Below are 19,722 nucleotides of genomic sequence, written 5' to 3' on the forward strand. Positions count from 1 at the left end.
CCCATCATCGCCATGCCCATTTCGGACATCACCGTGCGCACGTCGGCGAAGTCGACGTTGATCATGCCCGGACGGATGATCAGGTCGGCAATACCCTGTACCGCGCCGAGCAGGACGTTGTTGGCGGCCTTGAACGCATCCAGCAGGCTGGTGGACTTACCCAGCACCGAGAGCAGTTTTTCGTTCGGGATGGTGATCAGTGAGTCCACCCGCTCCTGCAGCTCCTTGATGCCGGCGTCGGCGACGACCATGCGCTTGCGACCTTCGAAGGGGAACGGCTTGGTGACCACCGCCACGGTCAGGATGCCCAGATCGCGGGCCACTTCGGCCACGATCGGCGCCCCACCGGTACCGGTGCCGCCGCCCATACCGGCAGCGATGAACACCATGTCGGCGCCGCGCAGTACTTCGGCGATGCGCTCACGGTCTTCCATGGCGGCCTGACGGCCCACTTCGGGGTTGGCGCCCGCACCCAGGCCCTTGGTCATGCTGTGACCCAGTTGCAGTACGGTGCGCGAGTCGATGTCCTTGAGCGCCTGTGCGTCGGTATTGGCGCAGATGAACTCCACGCCCTCGATGTTGCTGTCGATCATGTGCTTGACGGCGTTGCCACCGCCACCACCGACACCAATGACTTTAATCACGGCATTTTGCGGGATGTTGTCTACGAGCTCGAACATAGTATTTCCCCTTTTCCTTTACCAAATTAAAAATTATTGAAGTAACAAAATGAGCAAACGGTAATTTAAAAATGACTTTGAAACAGTTTTTTCAAGCGACCGAACCAGGAGTCGTCGTTGTCTCGGACATGCGTGATGGCCCTCCCCTCTTGCTGTTGCTTGATGGCGTATTGCAGTAAGCCCACGCCGGTTGAATAAATGGGGTTGTTGACAATATCTTTGAGACCGCGAGTGTTCTGGGGCGCACCCAGGCGCACCGGCATGTGGAAAATTTCTTCTGCCAGTTCAACCACACCCTCCATTTTCGCGGTGCCCCCGGTCAGCACGATGCCGGCGGCAATCAGATCTTCAAAGCCACTGCGCCGAAGCTCCGCCTGCACCAGCGTAAACAGCTCGTCGTAGCGCGGTTCAACCACTTCGGCCAAGGCCTGGCGGGACAGATCCCGCGGCTCGCGATCGCCCACGCTCGGCACCTTGATGGTTTCATCGGGACCGGTCAGCTTCGCCAGGGCGCAGGCGTATTTGATTTTGATTTCTTCCGCGTGGGGCGTCGGGGTACGGAACGCCATGGCGATGTCATTGGTCACCTGATCACCGGCGATGGGAATCACGCCGGTGTGACGAATGGCCCCCTCCTTGAACACCGCAATATCGGTCGTGCCGCCACCGATATCCACCACGCAGACACCCAGCTCTTTTTCATCTTCGGTCAGCACCGAAAAGCTTGAGGCGAGCTGCTCGAGAATGATGTCTTCCACTTCCAGCCCACAGCGCCGAATGCATTTCTCTATGTTCTGCGCCGCATTTACCGCACAGGTGACCAGGTGAACCTTCGCCTCCAGACGAACACCGGACATGCCCAGCGGCTCTTTGACACCCTCCTGATCGTCGATCAGAAATTCCTGCGGAAGAATGTGCAGGATTTTCTGGTCCGCCGGAATGGCCACGGCCTGGGCGGCATCAATCACCCGCTCCAGATCCTGGGGGTACACTTCCCGGTCCTTGATCGCCACGATGCCGTGGGAGTTCAGGCTGCGGATATGGCTGCCGGCAATACCGGCGTAGACCGAGTGAATCTGGCAGCCGGCCATCAGCTCCGCCTCCTCGATCGCCCGTTGAATGGACTGCACGGTCGATTCGATATTCACCACCACACCCTTCTTGAGTCCGCTGGAGCGGTGTGAGCCGATCCCCACCACTTCCAATTCGCCCTCGGGAGTAATGGCACCGACTATAGCGACGACTTTGGATGTACCGATATCCAGACCGACAATCATCTTGCTGTCAGCTACATGGGCCATTATGCGAACCTCTTTTGCATGTCACAGTTTTCCATCATTGCGTTTCTGCTTCTTCCTGTTGTGCTTTCCAGGCGACCGCCACCCCGTTGTGATAGCGTAAATCTACCTGCTCTATGTCGTCCCAGCGCTCGCTCAACTGCCGGTCATAGACCGTGGCGAACCGCTGCATCTTCTCCAGCACCTGATCCCGTCCGATCACCAGGGCAACTCCATCGCTCAGTGTCAGGCGCCAGGCATTTTTCCGATCACTTCTCAGCGACTGAATACTCAGCCCCCGATGACGCAGCATCTGCGCCAGATCCTGGTAACGCTCCATCATCGCCACGGCATCCGCATCCGATCCGGCCAGCAGGGGCAAATGCGCCAGTGCCGATTGATCGTCAACGGCAATGATATCTCCGCCGCGATCCAGGAACCCGATCTCACCCCAACGGGCAATCGGCTCCTCCTCAATAATTTTCACGTGCAGCAGATCCGGCCAACGCCTTGTCAATGCGGCCTGGGCCACCCAGGGCTCCGCTTCCAGTGCCTCCTTTATCGCCGCGAGATCCAGCTGCAAGAATCCTTCCCCCAGTTGATCACTCAGTAACGTTTCGATCCGCTTACGGCTCAGGTAGCGAAACGTTCCCTCGACACTCACTTCGGCGACCGGCCGGTTCAACCATCCGCTGATCGGCTCGATCAACCAGCCTCCCGCGCCGATCAATACACCCACCAGTAACACCGGGCCAATCCATCGGCGCCCTCCCCTGAGCATGGCCCCCCAGTCCTTTCGGGGTTGGCTTTTGCGGGTGGCGCCGCGCGGCGTCACTCTGCCCTGCCCGGGAATCCGTTTTACCGAACCGGACTTCATGACTCCGTCTGGCAGGCTCGCACAATCCGCACCACCAGCTCGGCGAAACTCAAGCCGGCGGCCTGTGCCGCCATCGGCACCAGACTGTGGCTGGTCATGCCCGGCACGGTGTTCACTTCCAGTAAATAGAAGTTACCCAGGTGGTCGGCCATCACATCCACCCGGCCCCAGCCCCGACAACCGAGGCTGTTGAATGCCTGCAAGGCGAGCGCCTTGAGCCCCTGCTCGCGCTCTGCATCCAGGCCGCAGGGGCACAGGTAACGGGTGTCGTCGGCCAAGTATTTGGCGTCGTAATCGTAAAAGCGGTGGTCCGTTTCCAGCTTGATGGGAGGCAGTGCCTCACCGTCGAGAATGGCCACCGTGTATTCACTGCCGGTAATCAGGCGTTCAACCAACACGCTGCCGTCGTAATGCGCCGCATCCCGATAGGCCTGGGCCAATTCGGCACCACTCTGCACCCGGGCCATACCAATGCTGGAACCCTCGTGGGCCGGCTTCACAATGGCGTCACCACCGAGATTTTTCAGAATCTGATCCCAATCGCTGTCCGCATTGACCACGGCAAACTCGGGTGTGGACAAACCAATACCCGCCCACAGTTGTTTACTGCGCAGCTTGTCCATCGCCAATGCCGAGGCTGACACATCGCTGCCGGTGTAGGGAATGCCCATATACTCGAGCACCCCCTGAATGCGACCGTCTTCACCGCCGGGGCCGTGCAGGGCGATAAACGCCACGTCCATGGGCGTGGCCTGTAACTGGGCAATGGCATCCGCTCCGATATCAATCCCCACCGCGTCCACACCGGACTGGCGCAATGCGTCCAACACCGCGGCCCCGGTCTGCAGGGAAATTTCCCGCTCGGCCGAGGTTCCGCCGTACAACACGCCCACCCGACCCGGATTGAACCCGGCGGAGGCAGCGGACATTGTGTTGTTTGCTTCTGTGTTCACTTCGATCAATACCTCAAGGGCCTAGCGCAACTTGCGCTGGGCGAGTTCACCTGCCAGAGCGCCGACGTTACCGGCACCCTGAGTAATCACAATATCGCCCGGCTTGACGATATCCCGAATCACATCGGGCACATCATCCACCGACTCGACAAATATCGGCTCGACCGCACCGCGCATCCGAATGCTGCGGCTCAAGTGGCGGCCATCCGCGCCCGGGATGGGGTCTTCGCCAGCGCTGTACACTTCCAACAACACCAGCGCATCAACCGAGGACAACACGTCCACAAAGTCTTCGTACAGATCCCGGGTCCGCGTGTAGCGGTGCGGCTGATAGACCATCACCAAGCGGCGATCCGGCCAACCATCGCGAATGGCCGCAATCGTCGCTGCCACTTCGCGGGGGTGATGCCCGTAGTCGTCCACCAACATGGCTTCGCCGTTCTCGACCTGGTAGTGGCCATACACCTGGAAGCGACGTCCCACACCGGCAAAGTGTTTCAGCCCGTCCTGAATGGCCTGATCGCTCAGGCCTTCATCGGTGGCGACCGCCACTACTGCCGTCGCATTCAATACGTTGTGCAACCCGGGAATATTGAGCTCAATCGCCAACGGCTCTTTGTGGTCCGGACGCTCGACTTCAAAGCGGGTCTGCATCTTGTCCTTGCTGACATTGATCGCCCGAAAATCACAGTGGGCCTCAAAGCCATAGGTCAATATCGGGCGCGACAGCGATGGGATGATGTCGCGCACTACCGGGTCATCCCCGCACAACACCGCCAGTCCGTAGAACGGCAGGTTGTGAATGAATTCGATAAAGGTGCGCTTCAACTGGTTGAAGTCGCCCCCATAGGTGTCCATGTGATCCGCATCGATGTTGGTCACCACCGCCACCATGGGCTGCAGGTGCAGGAAGGACGCATCACTTTCGTCCGCTTCCGCCACCAGGTAGCGACTGGCCCCCAACTGAGCGTTGCTGCCCGCACTATTGACCAGGCCGCCAATGATGAAAGTCGGGTGTTGCCCGCCGGCCGCCAGCACCGATGCCATCAGGCTGGTAGTGGTGGTTTTACCGTGAGTGCCGGCCACCGCAATACCGTGGCGATAGCGCATCAATTCGCCGAGCATCTCGGCGCGTCGCACGATGGGTATGCGCCGCTCGCGGGCGCTGACCATCTCCGGGTTGTCCGCTTTCACCGCGCTGGAGTTGACCACAACGTGCGCATCCACCACGTTCTCTTCGCGGTGGCCGATAAACACTTTTGCCCCCATCGCCTCGAGGCGACGGGTGGTGCCGGAGGCTTTCAGATCGGAGCCGGTAATCTCATAGCCCTGATTGATCAGCACCTCCGCAATACCACTCATACCCGCACCGCCGATGCCGATAAAGTGAATGCGTCGAATGCGGCGCATCTCCGGAACTTCGTAATATTGAATGGCTTTATCCACGATTGACCTCGGTTTGGGCAATGCATTGCTCGGCGACCACTCGTGCCGCTTCGGGTCGTGCCAGTTGGCGGCCACGCTCGGCCATGGCGCGCAGGCGATTGCGCTCGGCAAACTCTTCCCGCATCAAGGCCGCCAGCTTTTCACCGTCCAGATCTTTTTGCGAGACCGCCAGCGCGGCGCCGGCATTAACCAACACGGCCGCATTGTGCGTCTGATGATCGTCAATGGCGTAGGGGAACGGAATCAACAACGCCGCCAACCCCACTGTCATCAACTCTGAAATTGTCAGTGCGCCGGCTCGACAGATCACCCAGTCCGCCCAGGCGTAGGCCTCGGCCATATCATCAATGAACGCATCCACCCGAGCGTCCACGCCGGCAGCATCATAGTGCGACCGGGTGGCGTCCTGATGGGCCGCGCCACTTTGATGCCACACCACCGGGCGGGTGTCAGGTGCAAGTCGGGCCAACGCTTCGGGCACCTGTTCGTTAATGGCCTGCGCCCCCAGGCTGCCACCCAGCACCAGAAGCCGCAGCGGCTGCTCGCCCCGCGCGCTGAAACGCTCCGCGGGCGCTGCCAGGGTCGCCAGCTCACGACGCACTGGGTTGCCGACTTCCTGCGCTCCTTTCAGGCCAGTCGGGAAGGCAGTGAGTACCGATTGCGCCAAAGGCGCCAGGTAACGATTTGTCGTGCCCGGGATGGCATTCTGTTCGTGAATGACCAACGGTTTCCACAACAGTTTTGCCGCAATACCACCAGGGCCGGAGGCAAACCCGCCAAAGCCCACCACCACATCCGGCTTGAACCGCCAGATCACCGCCAGCGCCTGACAGATGGCCGCCAGAATCAGAAATGGCGCCTTCAGAAGGCCGGCCATACCGCGGCCCCGCACGCCCTGCACGGACAGATAATGCAGGGCAATACCCGCACCCGGCACCAGACGGGCCTCAATACCTTTGGCGGTACCCAACCAGGCTACCTGAACGCCTTGCGCCTGCAGCTCGCGCGCCACCGCCAACGCCGGAAACACATGACCTCCGGTGCCGCCAGCCATAATCAGGGCTTTTTTACGGGAGGCTGAAGTCATCATGCTGCCTCCCGCCACTGTGAGCTCACCGACACCGGCTTGACCCGGGTGCGCACGCGCGAAACCGGAACCGCCTGGCGCTGCTCCCAATCCACCCGAATCACAAAGCCGATCAGCGCGCAGCCAATCAACAAGCTGCTGCCGCCATAACTGATAAACGGCAGAGTCAGTCCCTTGGTGGGCAACAAGCCCGCGGCAACCCCCACATTGATGAATACCTGGAAGGTGAACAATATGGCCACGCCGTAAGAGGCGAACGCGGCAAACAACCGGTTGGCCGTCAGGCTTGCGCGAGCGATCGCAAAAATCCGCACGATCAACGCCGCGAATACGCCGAGCATAACCACCAGACCGATCAGTCCAAACTCCTCGGCCATGATGGCGGCAATAAAATCCGTGTGCGCTTCCGGCAGATAAAACAGTTTCTGGAGACTGTTCCCGAGACCAAGGCCAAACCACTCGCCCCGACCGAAGGCGATCAGGGATTGCGTCAATTGATAGCCGGAGCCGAACTGGGCCGACCAGGGGTCCAGAAAGGTCACCAGACGGGTCATCCGGTAGGGCGAATACACCGCCAGCGCTGCCAGACAGGCAATGGCCGCCGCCCCCAACAATCCGAAGTGCCAGAGCTTGACCCCCGCGATAAACATCATGGCCAGAACCACACTGGCCAACACTACGGCACTACCGAAGTCCGGCTGGAACAACAGCAGCAAGCACATCAGCCCCAACACCAGCACCGGCTTCACGAAGCCCTGCCAGCCGGTATACAACTCCTGATGCCGACGGGCGAAGAAGCTGGCAAAGAACACAACCGCAGCCACTTTGGCCACTTCCGAAATCTGAACTGAGATGACCCCAAGATCCAGCCAGCGACGGGCGCCGTTCACCTCCCGGCCAATACCCGGAACCAACACGAGGCAAAGCAAACCCAGGGTCGCCACCATCAACCAGCCGGCGTATTGCTGGGCATAGCGCACCGGCACCGCCACGACCAGAGCGGCAACCGCCACCCCCAACATCAGGTACACAAAGTGCCGCTTGGTAAAGAACCAGGGGTCACCGTAGGTATCCGCCGCAAACGCGATCGAGGCAGAGGCGATCATCACCAGGCCAATGCTGAGCAGACCGAGCCACAGGAGAATCAGCCATTGATCCACGCCGCCACGAAAAATCGCCACGGATTCTTCCCAGTGCTGTTTGAGCCAATTCATCATTGCTGGCCCTCCACTGCCTGGCGGAACTGCTCGCCCCGGTCCTGATAATTGCGGAACATATCGAAGCTCGCGCAGGCCGGGGACAACAGAACCACATCGCCTGACTGTGCGGCGGCGGCAGCTTTGCGCACCGCATCCTCCATGGAGTCCGCGCGGATCACGTCCGCCAGGTCGCCCAGCGTCGCTTCCATGGCATCGGCGGCGGTGCCGATCAACACCAGGGTGCGAACACAGCGCTCGACCGGTTTGCGCAACTCGGCAAAGTCCGCGCCTTTGGGATCGCCGCCGGCGATCAACACAACTTTTCCCTGAGGGGGCATCAGCCCTTCAATGGCCGCCACGGCGGCGCCCACGTTGGTACCCTTGGAGTCGTTGTAGTAGGTCACGCCAGCGTGTTCCGCCACCCACTCGCACCGGTGCGCCAAGCCCGGGAAGCGACGCAGGGTGTTAAGCATGGACTCGTGGGCCAAGCCCGCCGAGTGACCCAGCGCCAACGCCGCCAACGCGTTATCGATATTGTGCCGTCCCTTGATTTTCAGCTCGCTCGCCGGCATCAGAGGGTCGAGCTGCCAGTACAGCCACAACTCGCCCTCATGCTCGGCCGCGCCAAACCGGTGAAACTCCGGGCGCCCACCAAAGGTGACCGGTATCGCATTGACACTCATCGGCGGCTGGGTCAGCACACTCTGGCTGTTGTACACCACCTGTTCCGCGCCGAAATAAACCCGCAACTTGGCCTGATGGTAGGCGGGCATGTTCGGGTAGCGATCCATATGATCGGCACTGACATTCAGTACCGTGGCCACCTTGGCGCTCAGTTTGGAAACACCCTCCAGTTGAAAGCTGGAAAGCTCCAACACGTACAACTCAACGCTGTCATCGAGCAGATCCAGTGCCGGGGTGCCGAGGTTGCCGCCCACGGCGACCCGCACGCCCGCATCTTTGGCCATTTCACCCACCAGGGTGGTGACCGTGCTCTTGGCGTTGGAGCCGGTAATCGCGATCAGCGGCGCCTTGGCGTAACGCACGAACAGTTCGATATCGCCCACCAGGCGAGCGCCGGCATTGCGCGCCTGTTGCAGCTCGGGGATGCTCATCGCAATCCCCGGGCTGACCACCACTTCTTCCACCCGGCTCAGCAACGCCACATCCAGAGGGCCGAACTGCACCCGCTCGGCACCAAACTCCTGCTCCAGCGCCTCGCGCTGGGGATGATCCGCACGGGTATCCAGCAAGGTGAACGCCTGCCCCCGACGCGCCAGAAAACGCGCGACGGAGACGCCGGTCACACCGGCGCCCACGATGGCGGTTTCACAGCTTGACGCAATCAGTTGAGGCACAGTTTTACTCGCTCCGTTAACGCAGTTTCAATGTGGCCAGCCCGAAGGAGACCAACATCACGGTAATAATCCAGAAGCGCACGATCACGCGCGGCTCCGGCCAGCCTTTCAATTCGTAATGGTGATGCAGCGGTGCCATCCGGAAAATCCGCCGACCGGTCAATTTGTAGGACGCCACCTGCAGAATGACCGACACCGTTTCCATCACAAAGATGCCGCCCATGATGAACAGGACAATCTCGTGGCGGACAATCACGGCGATCACCCCCAGTGCGGCACCCAGTGCCAGTGCGCCCACATCGCCCATAAATACCTGAGCCGGATAAGTGTTGAACCACAAAAAGCCCAGCCCGGCACCTGCCAGGGCGCCGCAGAAAATCACCAGCTCACCGGCGCCGGGGATATGAGCGATGTGCAGATAATTGGCAAACTCCACGTGGCCGGACAAATAGGCAATGATCCCCAGCGCCGAGCCCACCATAACCGAAGGCATGATCGCCAACCCATCCAGACCGTCGGTCAGGTTCACCGCGTTGCTCGAACCGACAATCACGAAGTAGGTGATCACCAGATAAAACACGCCCAGATCCAGCGCCACGTTTTTGAAAAACGGTACAAACAGCTGGGTCTCCGCAGGCAGTACGGCGGTGTAATACAGAAACAGGGCCGCGCCGACACCGGCCACGGATTGCCAGAAATACTTCCAGCGCGCGGGCAAACCACGGGAGTTGGACTGAACCACCTTGCGGTAATCGTCGACCCAACCCACGGCGCCGAAAATGCCGGTCACCACCAGCACCACCCAGACATAGCGATTGCTGAGATCGGTCCAGAGCAGGGTACTGATGAAAATAGCCGCTAGAATCAGCGTGCCGCCCATTGTCGGTGTACCGGACTTGCTCAAATGCGTTTGCGGTCCGTCGCTGCGCACAGCCTGACCGATCTGCAGGTAGTTGAGCCGGCGAATCATCCAGGGCCCCAACAACAGTGAAATCACCAGGGCTGTCAGCACCCCGAGAATCGCACGCAGCGTCAGGTACTGAAACACGGCCATGCCGCGCAGGTATTCTTGTAAGTATTCTGCGAGCCACAGTAGCATCAGTCTTGGTCTCCGATTTTGCTCAAACCGCGCACCACCCGATCCATACCGGCGCTGCGAGAACCTTTAATCAACACGCGGGTGTGTTCATCCAGCTCACCCTTGAGGGCTGCAATCACTTCCTCATGAGTACGGTAGGCGCTGGCGCCCTCACCAAAGGCCTCAGCGGCCTGGGCGCTCAGGGGCCCCAGCGTCACCAGCCGATCCAGGCCGCGTTCGCGCGCCCGCTCACCCACCTCACGATGCAGCTCGGCACTGTGTTCTCCGAGCTCGCCCATATCGCCCAGCACCAGTATACGTTTGCCCTGGTGTGCGGCGAGCACTTCGATCGCCGCCCGGACCGAGCCGGGGTTGGCGTTGTAACTGTCGTCAATGATCAGCGCGTCGGCCCAACCTCGCCGGGCGGACATACGCCCCGCCACCGGTTCAAAACTCTCCAACCCACGGGCAATGGCCTGAGCGCTCAGGCCCAACGCCAACGCACAACCGGCTGCGGCCAGCGCGTTTCTGACGCTGTGCTCACCCGGTACCGCCAGTTGCACCCGCGCCTCATCGTTGCGGGTGACCAGGGTGAACAACACGCTATCGGGGCGATATTCGATATCGCGAGCGTGGCAATCCGCCTCCTGCTGATCCAGTGACACACTGATCACCCGGCGACCGCCCAGACTGGACAACCAGTAAGAGGCAAAGGCGTCGTCGCGGTTGATCACGGCAATGCCGTTTTCATCCAGCGCGGTATAGATTTCTCCCTTGGCGCGGGCGACACCTTCGACCGAACCAAAACCTTCGATATGCGCCGGCATGACGTTATTGATCAGCGCCACCTCCGGCTTCGCCCACTGGCAATAGGACGCGATTTCGCCCGGGCCACTCGCGCCCATCTCGATCACCGCATACTCGTGATGTTGATCCAGCTCCAACAGCGTCAACGGCACGCCGATGTGGTTATTCAGGTTGCCCCGCGTTGCCAGAACACCGCCGGCGCGCACCAGAATGCCCGCGAGCATGGTCCGGACGGTGGTTTTGCCGCTGCTGCCGGTGATCGCCACCAGCGGGCCCCGAAACCGTTCACGGTTGAGCAATGCCACCTGGCCCAGGGCCGTCAGGGTATCCGGCACAACCCACTGAGGTACGGTCAGGTCCGGCACCGGCTGGTCGACCACCACGCCACAGGCGCCCCGGTCGACTGCGGTCTGCACAAACTCATGGCCGTCAAAGCGCTCGCCCCGCAGCGCCAGGAACAGATCCCCGGCCTGCACGGTTCGGGTGTCGGTGCTCAACCGACGGAACTCGGCATCTCCCTGGGTCAACTCACCCCCAAAACGACGGTTCAGCTCTGACAAAGCGATCGTACCGATCATGGTGTCACCTCCCCGGGGGTCAACTTAGCCAGCCGACGCTGCAACGATTGGCGCACCTGCTGGCAATCACTGAACGCCAGGGTTTCCCGGGCAAAAATCTGATAATCCTCATGGCCCTTACCCGCGACCAATACCGTATCGCCGGCGCGGGCCTGCTGAATGGCCAGGTCGATAGCCTGAGCGCGATCGGCAATCACCAGGCACTGATGGTCATTGTCCATGCCCCGCAGAATGTCCGCCGCGATCTGGGCGGGATCCTCTGAGCGGGGGTTGTCGTTGGTCACTACCACGTAATCGCTGTACCGCTCGGCAAGCCGCCCCATCTTCGGACGCTTGGCGCGGTCCCGGTCTCCACCGCAACCGAACACACACCATAGCCGACCCGTATTGTGGTGGCTCAACGCTTTGAGGGTATTCTCCAGTGCGTCCGGGGTGTGGGCGTAATCCACCACCACCTGCACATCCTGTCGCTGTTCATCCAGGACCACCGGCTCCATGCGCCCGGGCGCCGGCACCAGACCGGGAACGGCCGCCAAGATGTCCTCCAGTGTCATGCCGGCGGCGCAGAGCGTTGCGATCACGCCCAGCAGGTTGCTGAGATTGAACTCACCCAACAGTGGGCTGTGGAGCTCGCCCTGTCCCCAGGGGGTGTTGATCAGGGCACTGATGCCCGCGCGCTGTTCGACCCGATCGGTGACGTAGACATCGGCTTGAGGGTCATCCAGGGCATAACTCACCACCTGAACTCCTTCCGGCACCTGATTGGCGAGGCTCGCGGCCCAGGCATCATCCCGATTGATGACCGCCACCTGCAGGCCGGGTTGCTCCAGCAAGCGTGCCTTGGCGGCGCCATAGCGGATCAGATCTCCGTGGAAATCCAGGTGGTCATGGCTCAGGTTGGTGAACAGAGCGGCCGTCATCGTCACAGCGGCCACGCGCCCCTGAACCAGACTGTGGGAGGAAACTTCCATGGCCACCGTCTGCGCGCCCTGATCCACCAGCGAGCGCAGCGTTTTCTGCACACTCAGCGCGTCCGGTGTGGTCAAGCCTGTGTGTTCCAGGCCGGCAATCTGCTTGGCGGCAGGCTCATCGGCTTTCAACAGTCCATACCCCAGAGTGCCGATCACCCCTGCCGTTCCCCAATGGACGGCCGCCAGCTGGGCCATCAGCAGAGAGCAGGTGGTTTTGCCGTTGGTTCCGGTCACGCCAAAGATGTTGACCGCTTCGCTCGGGGACTGATACAGCCGATTTGCCAACTCGCTCAGTTGGCCCGCCAGGTTGGGCAGTGCAACAACCGGCACAGACTGAAGGTCCGCCGGTGCGTCCACATCCACCAGCACCGCCACGGCGCCACTGTCGACGGCATCCTTTATATAAGCTCGCCCATCATGCACCGCGCCCTTGAGGGCGACAAACGCATCACCGGGCTGAACCTGGCGGCTGTCCAGGGTCAGCCCCTGAATGTCGGGCAGCGACGCCGGATCGAGCTTCAGCGCCGGTGCCAGGTCCGCGAGGTTAATGGCGTAGCGACGGGTCATGACCAGGGCTCTCCGCGCTTTTTGTCATCCTGAACCATGATGCCTTTCGCCCCGTCCACTCTGGGCGGCACCTGCAAAAGACGCAGTGCGCCTTCGGCTACTCTGGAAAACACCGGAGCGGCCACTTGGCCACCAAAATAACGCTCATCCGAGGGCTCATCGATGATTACCGCCGCGACAATGCGCGGATTGTCTGCCGGTGCCATACCGACAAACGAGGCGATGTATCGGTTCTCAACATAACCACCCTCACCCACTTTATGCACGGTGCCGGTTTTGCCCGCCACCGGATAAGCCGGAATTTCAGCCCTGCGGGCCGTACCCTCGGTACTGACCGCCCGACGCAGCATGGCCGTGACCTGCCGGGCCAGCTCTTCATCCACCACTCGCTCGCCCTCGACCACGTCGTCTACCCTCAGCAGCGAAGGCGTGCGTTTGACCCCGCCACTGGCAACCGTGCTGTAAGCGTTTACCAACTGCATGGCGGTGAGATTCAGACCGTAACCAAAGGCGTAGGTTGCCCGCTGAATGGGGCGCCAGCGCTCGTAGGTGGGCAAGGTGCCCACGGACTCGCCCGGGAAGCCGGTACCGACGCCCTGCCCCAGACCGAGGCGCTGATACATGTTGCGCACCGTTGAGGGCTCAAGCTCCAGCGCCAGTTTGGTCATCCCCACCTGGCTGGATTTTGCAATCACGCCACTCAGATCCAGGGTGCCGTAGTTCACCGGGTCCAGCAGTGTTTTGCGCCCCACCTGAACATACCCGGGGGCGGTGTTGATCAGCGAACTGGGGCTGAAACGACCGGTTTCCAGTGCCGCCATGACCGCCAGCGGCTTCATGGTGGAGCCAGGCTCAAACAGATCGGTGAGCGCCCGGTTGCGCAGCGCCTCGGAGCGCAGGCCGGAGCGATCGTTCGGGTTGTAGGCCGGCTGGTTGGTCATGGCCAGAACCTCCCCGGTCTGCACGTCCATGATCACCAGCGAGCCGCCCTTGGCGTTGTTTTTCAAAACCGCGGCTTTCAATTCCCGGTGCGCCAGATACTGAAGGCGCAAGTCAATGCTGAGCGCCAGGTTGCGACCGGGCCGGGCAGACTTCACCAGTTGAAGCTCTTTGACGGTACGACCCCGCAAATCCTTGAGCACCTGCTTGGCGCCACTCTCGCCCGACAGCCAGGCGTCGTAAGCCAGCTCCATGCCCTCCTGGCCCCGATCGTCGATGTCGGTAAAGCCCACCAGATGGGCCGCCACTTCCCCGGCCGGGTAATAGCGGCGGTACTCGCGCTGGCTGTAAACGCCGGGAATCTCCAGCGCCAGAACCGCTTCAGCGGCCTGGGGGGGCAGATGCCGGCGCAGATACATAAACTCCTTGCCGCTATAACGAGAGAGCCGAGCTTCCAGCTCGGCTTCCGACAGTTCCAGCGCCCGCGCCAACTCGTTCCAGCGCTCGGGCGACTGCAACAGGAGTGTCGGGTCTGCCCAGAGGGTTTCGACCGGTGTGCTGACGGCCAATGGCTCGCCGTTGCGATCGGTAATCACCCCCCGATAGGCACTGATGGATTCGGTGCGCAGGGTCCGGGCCTGCCCCTGGCCCTGGAGAAACTCATAACCCTGGGCGGTATCGGGCAACACCTGCAGACTGGCCAGGCGCCACAACAGCGCCGAGCCGAGTACCAGCACGGCCAGGGCTACCAGCCAGACTCGCCAGCGGGCGATTGTCAGCGTCTGCGCCCTACTCATGAATCACCATCACGATGTCTTCGTCATCCGGCAGACGCATGGCCAACTCATCGCGGGCCATTTGCTCCACCCGGCCATAGGCGGCCCAGGTGCTCTGCTCCAACATATATTGTCCCCACACAACCTGGAGCTCGGCCGCCTCCCGGCGCAGGGTCTCCAGACGGTCAACCCGTTGACGGGTCTGATGGGTAGAGGCGATGACCGCCAGCGCCGACAACACCACCAACACCCACAACACGGCCACCGCCAGGGTAATACCCCGGCGGGAGTGCAGTGCATTGGATGTGTTGGGGGTCATGGTCAAAATCGCCTCGTCATCTGATCAGTCAGAGCTTTTCTGCAACGCGCATAATGGCGCTGCGTGAACGCACGTTTGCGCCCACTTCAATATCACTGGCCCGAACCGCCTTGCCCACACTCTTGAGGGTGCGATCGAGCTGCTCATCGCGTACCGGCAGTCCGGCCGGTAGCGGCTGTCCTTTTTCCTGCCGGCGGATAAAGCGCTTCACCAGGCGGTCTTCCAGCGAGTGGAAGCTGATCACCACCAGCCGTCCGCCCGGCGCCAATACCGTCAAGGCCTGGGCAAGAATGGCCTCGAGATCCGACAACTCATTGTTGACGTGAATCCGGATCCCCTGAAACGCCCGGGTCGCCGGGTGCTTGCCCTTCTCCCAGGCCGGATTGGCCGCCTTGACGATTTCTGCCAGCTGCGACGTCCGGGTGATCGGTTGTTCCGCCCGGGCAGCGACCAGCGCTCGCGCCATGCGCTTGCCGAAGCGCTCTTCGCCATACTCTTTCAGAACCCGGGCAATTTCGGCCTCCGGGGCCTCGGCAAGCCACTCGGCCGCGCTTTGTCCGGAGCTTCGGTCCATCCGCATATCCAGAGGACCGTCGTTCAAAAAGCTGAAACCACGTTCGGCTTCATCCAACTGCGGCGACGACACACCCAGATCCAGCAACAACCCCTGGACCTTGCCGGTCATGCCTCTCGCACCCACCAGTTCCGCTAGCGCCGCAAAGGAGCCTTGAGCGATCTCGAAGCGGGCATCCCCGGCAAACCGCTCATGTGCCACCGCGATGGCATCGGCATCCTTATCAATGCCCAGCAGCCGTCCCTTTTCCGACAGCCGCTCCAGAATCCGGGCACTGTGTCCACCCCGACCAAAGGTGCCGTCGACATAAAAGCCGTCGACATCCTGAACCAGGGCGTCAACCGCTTCATTCAACAGTACCGTCTGGTGGGGCGAATCGCTCATGGGCTACCTTTTGTTATGCCGCGTTTGTTGTGCCACTTCGGCTCGGGCCGAGCCGCTTGAAATCCGGTTACAGTGTCAGCGATTGCAGCTCTGGGGACAGCTCGGTATCGAGCGGCTGCTCAATCAGCTCCTGCCAGCTGTCTTCGTTCCACAGCTCCATCTTGTCGCCCAATCCCACCAACATCAGCTTCTTGTCCAGTCTGGCGAAGCTGCGCAAGGTGGGGGGCACCAGAATTCGTCCGTTGCCATCCATTTCCATCGGGGTCGCATAACCAATCCAGAGGCGCTTGATCCGGCCCGCCGCCGGGTCGTTATCCGACAGCGCCTGAATTTTCGGCAGTCGCTCCAGCCAGTCCGGCTCGGAGTACACCAGCAGGCAGCGCTGCTGGGTGTGAGCGGTCAGCACCAGGCGGCCCTCGCAGGACGCGACAAAGGACTCGCGAATGCGAGTCGGGATCGCCATGCGACCCTTCGCGTCCATATTGATGGAGTGACTGCCTGTGAGCACGATTCACCTGTCATTTGATGGGGCGAGGGCACTTTTCACCACTTCGCGACCCGGATTTCCACAAAAAACCACTAATAACCACTTTCTACCACTTATGGCACACTATAAATCCGGGCAAAGCAAAGTCAAGCAATAGAGAAGGAAAATGCGGCGAACCGCACGGGATCTGCAGAGAAAACTGTAGGTATAGACAGGAATGAGAGATGCGCCAGAAACCACCAAAAGGGAATAAGCTATAACTATCAGCGCAATAGAGAACAAACTTAAAGTGTTACATTAAGTTTGTGAATTTTTAGGATTAAAAAAGACGGGGGATAGAAGGAAGCGCTCTAAAACAGAATAAGTCGGAGTCGGCCTGTAAGCCGGGTTCTGTCGAGGACAGTCATTCATCTGGGATGCGTGTCGCCACGCACCTCGAGCGACCTACCCGAACCCGGTACGGGCCGCACCATCGGGTTCCTATTTGGTCTTGCTCCGAGCGGGGTTTACCATCGCCACGAACTGTTGCCAGTCGCGCGGTGCGCTCTTACCGCACCATTTCACCCTTACCGGCGACCGAGGTCGCTTAGGCGGTTTACTTTCTGCTGCACTTTCCGTGGGCTCTCGCCCCCCAGGCGTTACCTGGCGCTCTGCCCTGTGGAGCCCGGACTTTCCTCCCCGGTGCAAGCACCGAAGCGACTGCCGAGCCGACTCCGAAGACATAGAGTAGCGACCTTGGCGAACGTGCGCAAGCGCACATTTTCAACACAAAGCACCACACCCCAGATTATTTACTGACGATTTCGTTTTTAATCCCGTTATGATCTAAAATAAGCTCAACCATAAAAAAGGACAGGAGACGTCTGTGAACACTTATAAACTTACCGCACTTTCACTGGCCATCGCGGCCAGCTTCAGCGTCACGGCCCAGGCCCAGAGCACACCGGCCCTGGAGGAAATTCTGGTCACCGCGCAAAAGCGCGAGCAGAACCTTCTGGATGTCCCCATTTCGGTCAACGCCATGGCGGGCGAGAAAATCGACGATACCGGCATCACCGGCATCGAGCGCATGGCCGATTACATACCCAGTCTGAACATGACCCAGACCGGCATCGGCACCACCATTTCAATCCGGGGCATCAGCTCCGGTGTCAACCAGGGCTTCGAGCAGTCCGCCGCCCAATTTGTGGACGGGGTCCACTTTGGCCGCGCCCAGCTCAGCCGGGCGCCATTTCTGGACATAGAGCGGGTCGAAGTTCTGCGCGGCCCACAGAGCATCCTGTTCGGCAAGAACAGTACGGCGGGCGCCATCAGTATCACGACGGCCCGCCCCACCGATGAGTTCTTCGCCAAAGTGACCGGCCTGTACGAGCCCGAACACAGCGAGCAGGACCTGCGCGCGGTCGTTTCCGGTCCACTGACCGATCAGCTCAGTGGCCGATTGGCCGTTCTGGATCGCAGCATCGATGGTCACTTCCACAACACCACCACCGGTCAGGATGAAACCCGGGAAGAAGATCAGGTGGTGCGCGGCACCCTGCTCTGGCAACCCAACAGCCAGTGGGATATTACCCTGAAACTTGAGGATGGCTCGTTCGATCAGGAGGGGCGCAACCTCGAGGTGGTCAACCCGGTGGAGCTGAATGTAGAGGGCGCAGTGCCCTACTCGGCCGTTCTGAGCCAACTGACCGGCGGCGCCTACACCCTGGATACCACCCAGGACTTCAACCGTCAGTCCAACGGCGATTTCAGTTACAACAACACCCGCAATGCCATGCTGGAGGTGGAGACCGAGCTGGGCGAGCACAGCCTGACCGCCGTGACCGGTTATACCACCTACGACTATGAAGAACTGTGCGATTGCGACTTCGTCGGCGTCCCGATGTTCAACATTCTGTCGAAAGAGGATTACAGCCAGGTCAGCCAGGAAATCCGCATTGCATCACCGGAATCCGGCCCCTTCAGCTATTTAGGTGGCCTGTTCTATCAAAGCAGCGATTTGGAATTCGACGATGAGATCGGCGTACCAACGACAAGCCTGCTACCGACGGCTCTCGCAGCAAGTTTCGCCGGCTCAGAGCCAGCGCCTCCATGGAATCCCTTTGCACTGAGTGGTGCAGCAAGCCAAAGAACTTTTGTGCAGGACAGCGATATTGCTGCCGCATTTTTTCAAGGCACGTATGAACTTACGAATGCAACCAGATTGATCTTTGGTGGCCGATACTCCCACGAAGACAAGTCCGCAAGCCGAAGACAATACCATACGGCACTGGATGAACAGAGCGGCCTTCCGGAGGAGGTACCGATTGGCTCTCCAATGGACGAGCTAAACGGGCTGTTTGGGCTGTTCAACATAGAGCCTTACGATACTTTGTCAGAGTCCCGGTCCGAGTCTAACTTTACACCGTCACTCACGTTGCAACATGACCTTAATGGCTCAGATACGATTTACGCCAGCTACACTACTGGCTTTAAATCCGGCGGATTCGATGTTCGATCAAACGCACATCCTGACCCGAACCTAAACAACGCCATTAACGTCAAGCTCCAGGCTCAAGGTTTGAGCCCTAGCATCACGGGGGTCTTTGAATTTGAGGATGAAGAGGTCAAGAACTATGAGCTCGGGGGCAAGTTCAACCTCGCCGACGGCCGGGCCGAGCTGAACGCGGCCCTGTTCTACACTGACTTCCAGGACCTGCAGACCAGCCAGTTTGACGGCGCCTTCAGCTTTAACGTCACCAATGCCGCCGAGGCCGCCATTCAGGGGCTGGAGCTGGACGGACGCTGGATGGCCACCAACGAACTGATGATCTCCGGTGGTCTGGCCTGGCTGGACTTCGAGTACGACGATTTCCCCACCGCCCAGTGCTACTTTGGCCAGGCGCCGGGACAGACCCAGTGCGACGCCAGCGGCGAAACCCGGGAATTCACCCCCGAATTTCAGGGCAACATCAGCGCCAATCACACCCTGGCGCTGAGCCGTGGACTGACCCTGAGCAGCACCCTGGACCTGATTTACAGCGACGAGTACTTGGCAACACCCACCCTGGACCCGCGCATGGTTCAGGGCAGCTACGTGAAAGTGAACGCCCGGGTGGCGCTGAGCGGCCAGGACGACCGCTGGGAAGTGGCGCTGATTGGCAAGAACCTGACCGATGAGGCCATTGTCAGCTACGCCAACGGTTTACCGGTAGCAACGGTGCTAACTGAAAATGAAAACGGCATTGGGACCGGCAGCGGTTATTACGCTTTCTATGAACGGCCGCGGAGTGTTGCGCTGCAGGGGACTTTGCGGTTTTGATGCTTTAAGCAAGCTGGGTTACGGCGGATGCGCGTGGGTTCGTTACGGCGGATGCGGCCTTCGG

Annotated in this window: 15 protein-coding genes, 1 other RNA gene and 1 pseudogene; 1 reads left to right on the top strand and 16 read right to left on the bottom strand. The window is 60.5% G+C overall.

The features are described 5' to 3' along the window. The 16 genes and pseudogenes from ftsZ to rnpB all read right to left on the bottom strand — a co-directional run. Nucleotides 1–680, bottom strand: a pseudogene (ftsZ, locus tag B3520_RS16505) (cell division protein FtsZ); the annotation flags it as partial. A 65-nt stretch (nucleotides 681–745) separates the two neighbouring features. Next, nucleotides 746–1,981, bottom strand: a complete 1,236-nt coding sequence (gene ftsA, locus B3520_RS16510; RefSeq protein ID WP_024460821.1) for a cell division protein FtsA — start codon at nucleotides 1,979–1,981, stop codon at nucleotides 746–748. Between the two features lie 34 nt (nucleotides 1,982–2,015). After that, nucleotides 2,016–2,834 (bottom strand): cell division protein FtsQ/DivIB, encoded by an 819-nt coding sequence (locus B3520_RS16515; RefSeq protein ID WP_286805420.1) that lies wholly within the window; start codon nucleotides 2,832–2,834, stop codon nucleotides 2,016–2,018. Next, nucleotides 2,831–3,763 carry a D-alanine--D-alanine ligase gene (locus B3520_RS16520; RefSeq protein ID WP_286805460.1) on the bottom strand — a complete coding sequence of 311 codons (933 nt, stop codon included), beginning with the start codon at nucleotides 3,761–3,763 and terminating at the stop codon, nucleotides 2,831–2,833. Before B3520_RS16520 ends, B3520_RS16515 begins: the two co-directional genes overlap by 4 nt. A 45-nt stretch (nucleotides 3,764–3,808) precedes the next feature. Then, nucleotides 3,809–5,197: a UDP-N-acetylmuramate--L-alanine ligase gene (murC, locus tag B3520_RS16525; RefSeq protein WP_286876466.1), complete on the bottom strand. Its 1,389-nt coding sequence runs from the start codon at nucleotides 5,195–5,197 to the stop codon at nucleotides 3,809–3,811. A 28-nt stretch (nucleotides 5,198–5,225) separates the two neighbouring features. Beyond that, nucleotides 5,226–6,323, bottom strand: a complete 1,098-nt coding sequence (murG, locus tag B3520_RS16530; RefSeq protein WP_339619769.1) for an undecaprenyldiphospho-muramoylpentapeptide beta-N-acetylglucosaminyltransferase — start codon at nucleotides 6,321–6,323, stop codon at nucleotides 5,226–5,228. Continuing rightward, nucleotides 6,320–7,537 carry a putative lipid II flippase FtsW gene (ftsW, locus tag B3520_RS16535; protein WP_286805417.1) on the bottom strand — a complete coding sequence of 406 codons (1,218 nt, stop codon included), beginning with the start codon at nucleotides 7,535–7,537 and terminating at the stop codon, nucleotides 6,320–6,322. The genes murG and ftsW overlap by 4 nt, the downstream gene beginning before the upstream one ends. Continuing rightward, nucleotides 7,534–8,877: a UDP-N-acetylmuramoyl-L-alanine--D-glutamate ligase gene (gene murD, locus B3520_RS16540; protein WP_286805416.1), complete on the bottom strand. Its 1,344-nt coding sequence runs from the start codon at nucleotides 8,875–8,877 to the stop codon at nucleotides 7,534–7,536. Before murD ends, ftsW begins: the two co-directional genes overlap by 4 nt. Nucleotides 8,878–8,893: 16 nt before the next feature. Beyond that, nucleotides 8,894–9,976 carry a phospho-N-acetylmuramoyl-pentapeptide-transferase gene (mraY, locus tag B3520_RS16545; RefSeq protein ID WP_024460828.1) on the bottom strand — a complete coding sequence of 361 codons (1,083 nt, stop codon included), beginning with the start codon at nucleotides 9,974–9,976 and terminating at the stop codon, nucleotides 8,894–8,896. Beyond that, a complete protein-coding gene (locus B3520_RS16550; RefSeq protein WP_286805413.1) occupies nucleotides 9,976–11,340 on the bottom strand; it encodes a UDP-N-acetylmuramoyl-tripeptide--D-alanyl-D-alanine ligase in 1,365 nt (454 codons plus the stop codon). The genes mraY and B3520_RS16550 overlap by 1 nt, the downstream gene beginning before the upstream one ends. Beyond that, a complete protein-coding gene (locus B3520_RS16555) occupies nucleotides 11,337–12,878 on the bottom strand; it encodes a UDP-N-acetylmuramoyl-L-alanyl-D-glutamate--2,6-diaminopimelate ligase (protein WP_286805411.1) in 1,542 nt (513 codons plus the stop codon). Before B3520_RS16555 ends, B3520_RS16550 begins: the two co-directional genes overlap by 4 nt. Next, a complete protein-coding gene (locus B3520_RS16560) occupies nucleotides 12,875–14,614 on the bottom strand; it encodes a peptidoglycan D,D-transpeptidase FtsI family protein (RefSeq protein ID WP_286876452.1) in 1,740 nt (579 codons plus the stop codon). Before B3520_RS16560 ends, B3520_RS16555 begins: the two co-directional genes overlap by 4 nt. Next, nucleotides 14,607–14,912: a cell division protein FtsL gene (ftsL, locus tag B3520_RS16565; protein ID WP_286805408.1), complete on the bottom strand. Its 306-nt coding sequence runs from the start codon at nucleotides 14,910–14,912 to the stop codon at nucleotides 14,607–14,609. The genes B3520_RS16560 and ftsL overlap by 8 nt, the downstream gene beginning before the upstream one ends. Before the next feature lie 28 nt (nucleotides 14,913–14,940). After that, the gene (rsmH, locus tag B3520_RS16570; RefSeq protein ID WP_286805407.1) at nucleotides 14,941–15,870 is read right to left on the bottom strand and encodes a 16S rRNA (cytosine(1402)-N(4))-methyltransferase RsmH; all 930 of its coding nucleotides are present in this window, start codon (nucleotides 15,868–15,870) and stop codon (nucleotides 14,941–14,943) included. Between the two features lie 67 nt (nucleotides 15,871–15,937). Then, nucleotides 15,938–16,378, bottom strand: a complete 441-nt coding sequence (gene mraZ, locus B3520_RS16575) for a division/cell wall cluster transcriptional repressor MraZ (protein WP_286805405.1) — start codon at nucleotides 16,376–16,378, stop codon at nucleotides 15,938–15,940. A gap of 342 nt (nucleotides 16,379–16,720) precedes the next feature. Next, nucleotides 16,721–17,072: RNase P RNA component class A (gene rnpB / locus B3520_RS16580), an RNA gene on the bottom strand. 150 nt (nucleotides 17,073–17,222) lie between these two features. Between rnpB and B3520_RS16585 the strand changes: the two genes are divergently transcribed. Next, on the top strand, nucleotides 17,223–19,658 hold the full coding sequence (locus B3520_RS16585; protein WP_286876453.1) for a TonB-dependent receptor: 2,436 nt from the start codon (nucleotides 17,223–17,225) through the stop codon (nucleotides 19,656–19,658). The last annotated feature ends 64 nt before the right edge of the window (nucleotides 19,659–19,722 follow it).

Source organism: Marinimicrobium sp. UBA4509 (assembly GCF_002388575.1).
Lineage (GTDB): Bacteria > Pseudomonadota > Gammaproteobacteria > Pseudomonadales > Cellvibrionaceae > Marinimicrobium > Marinimicrobium koreense.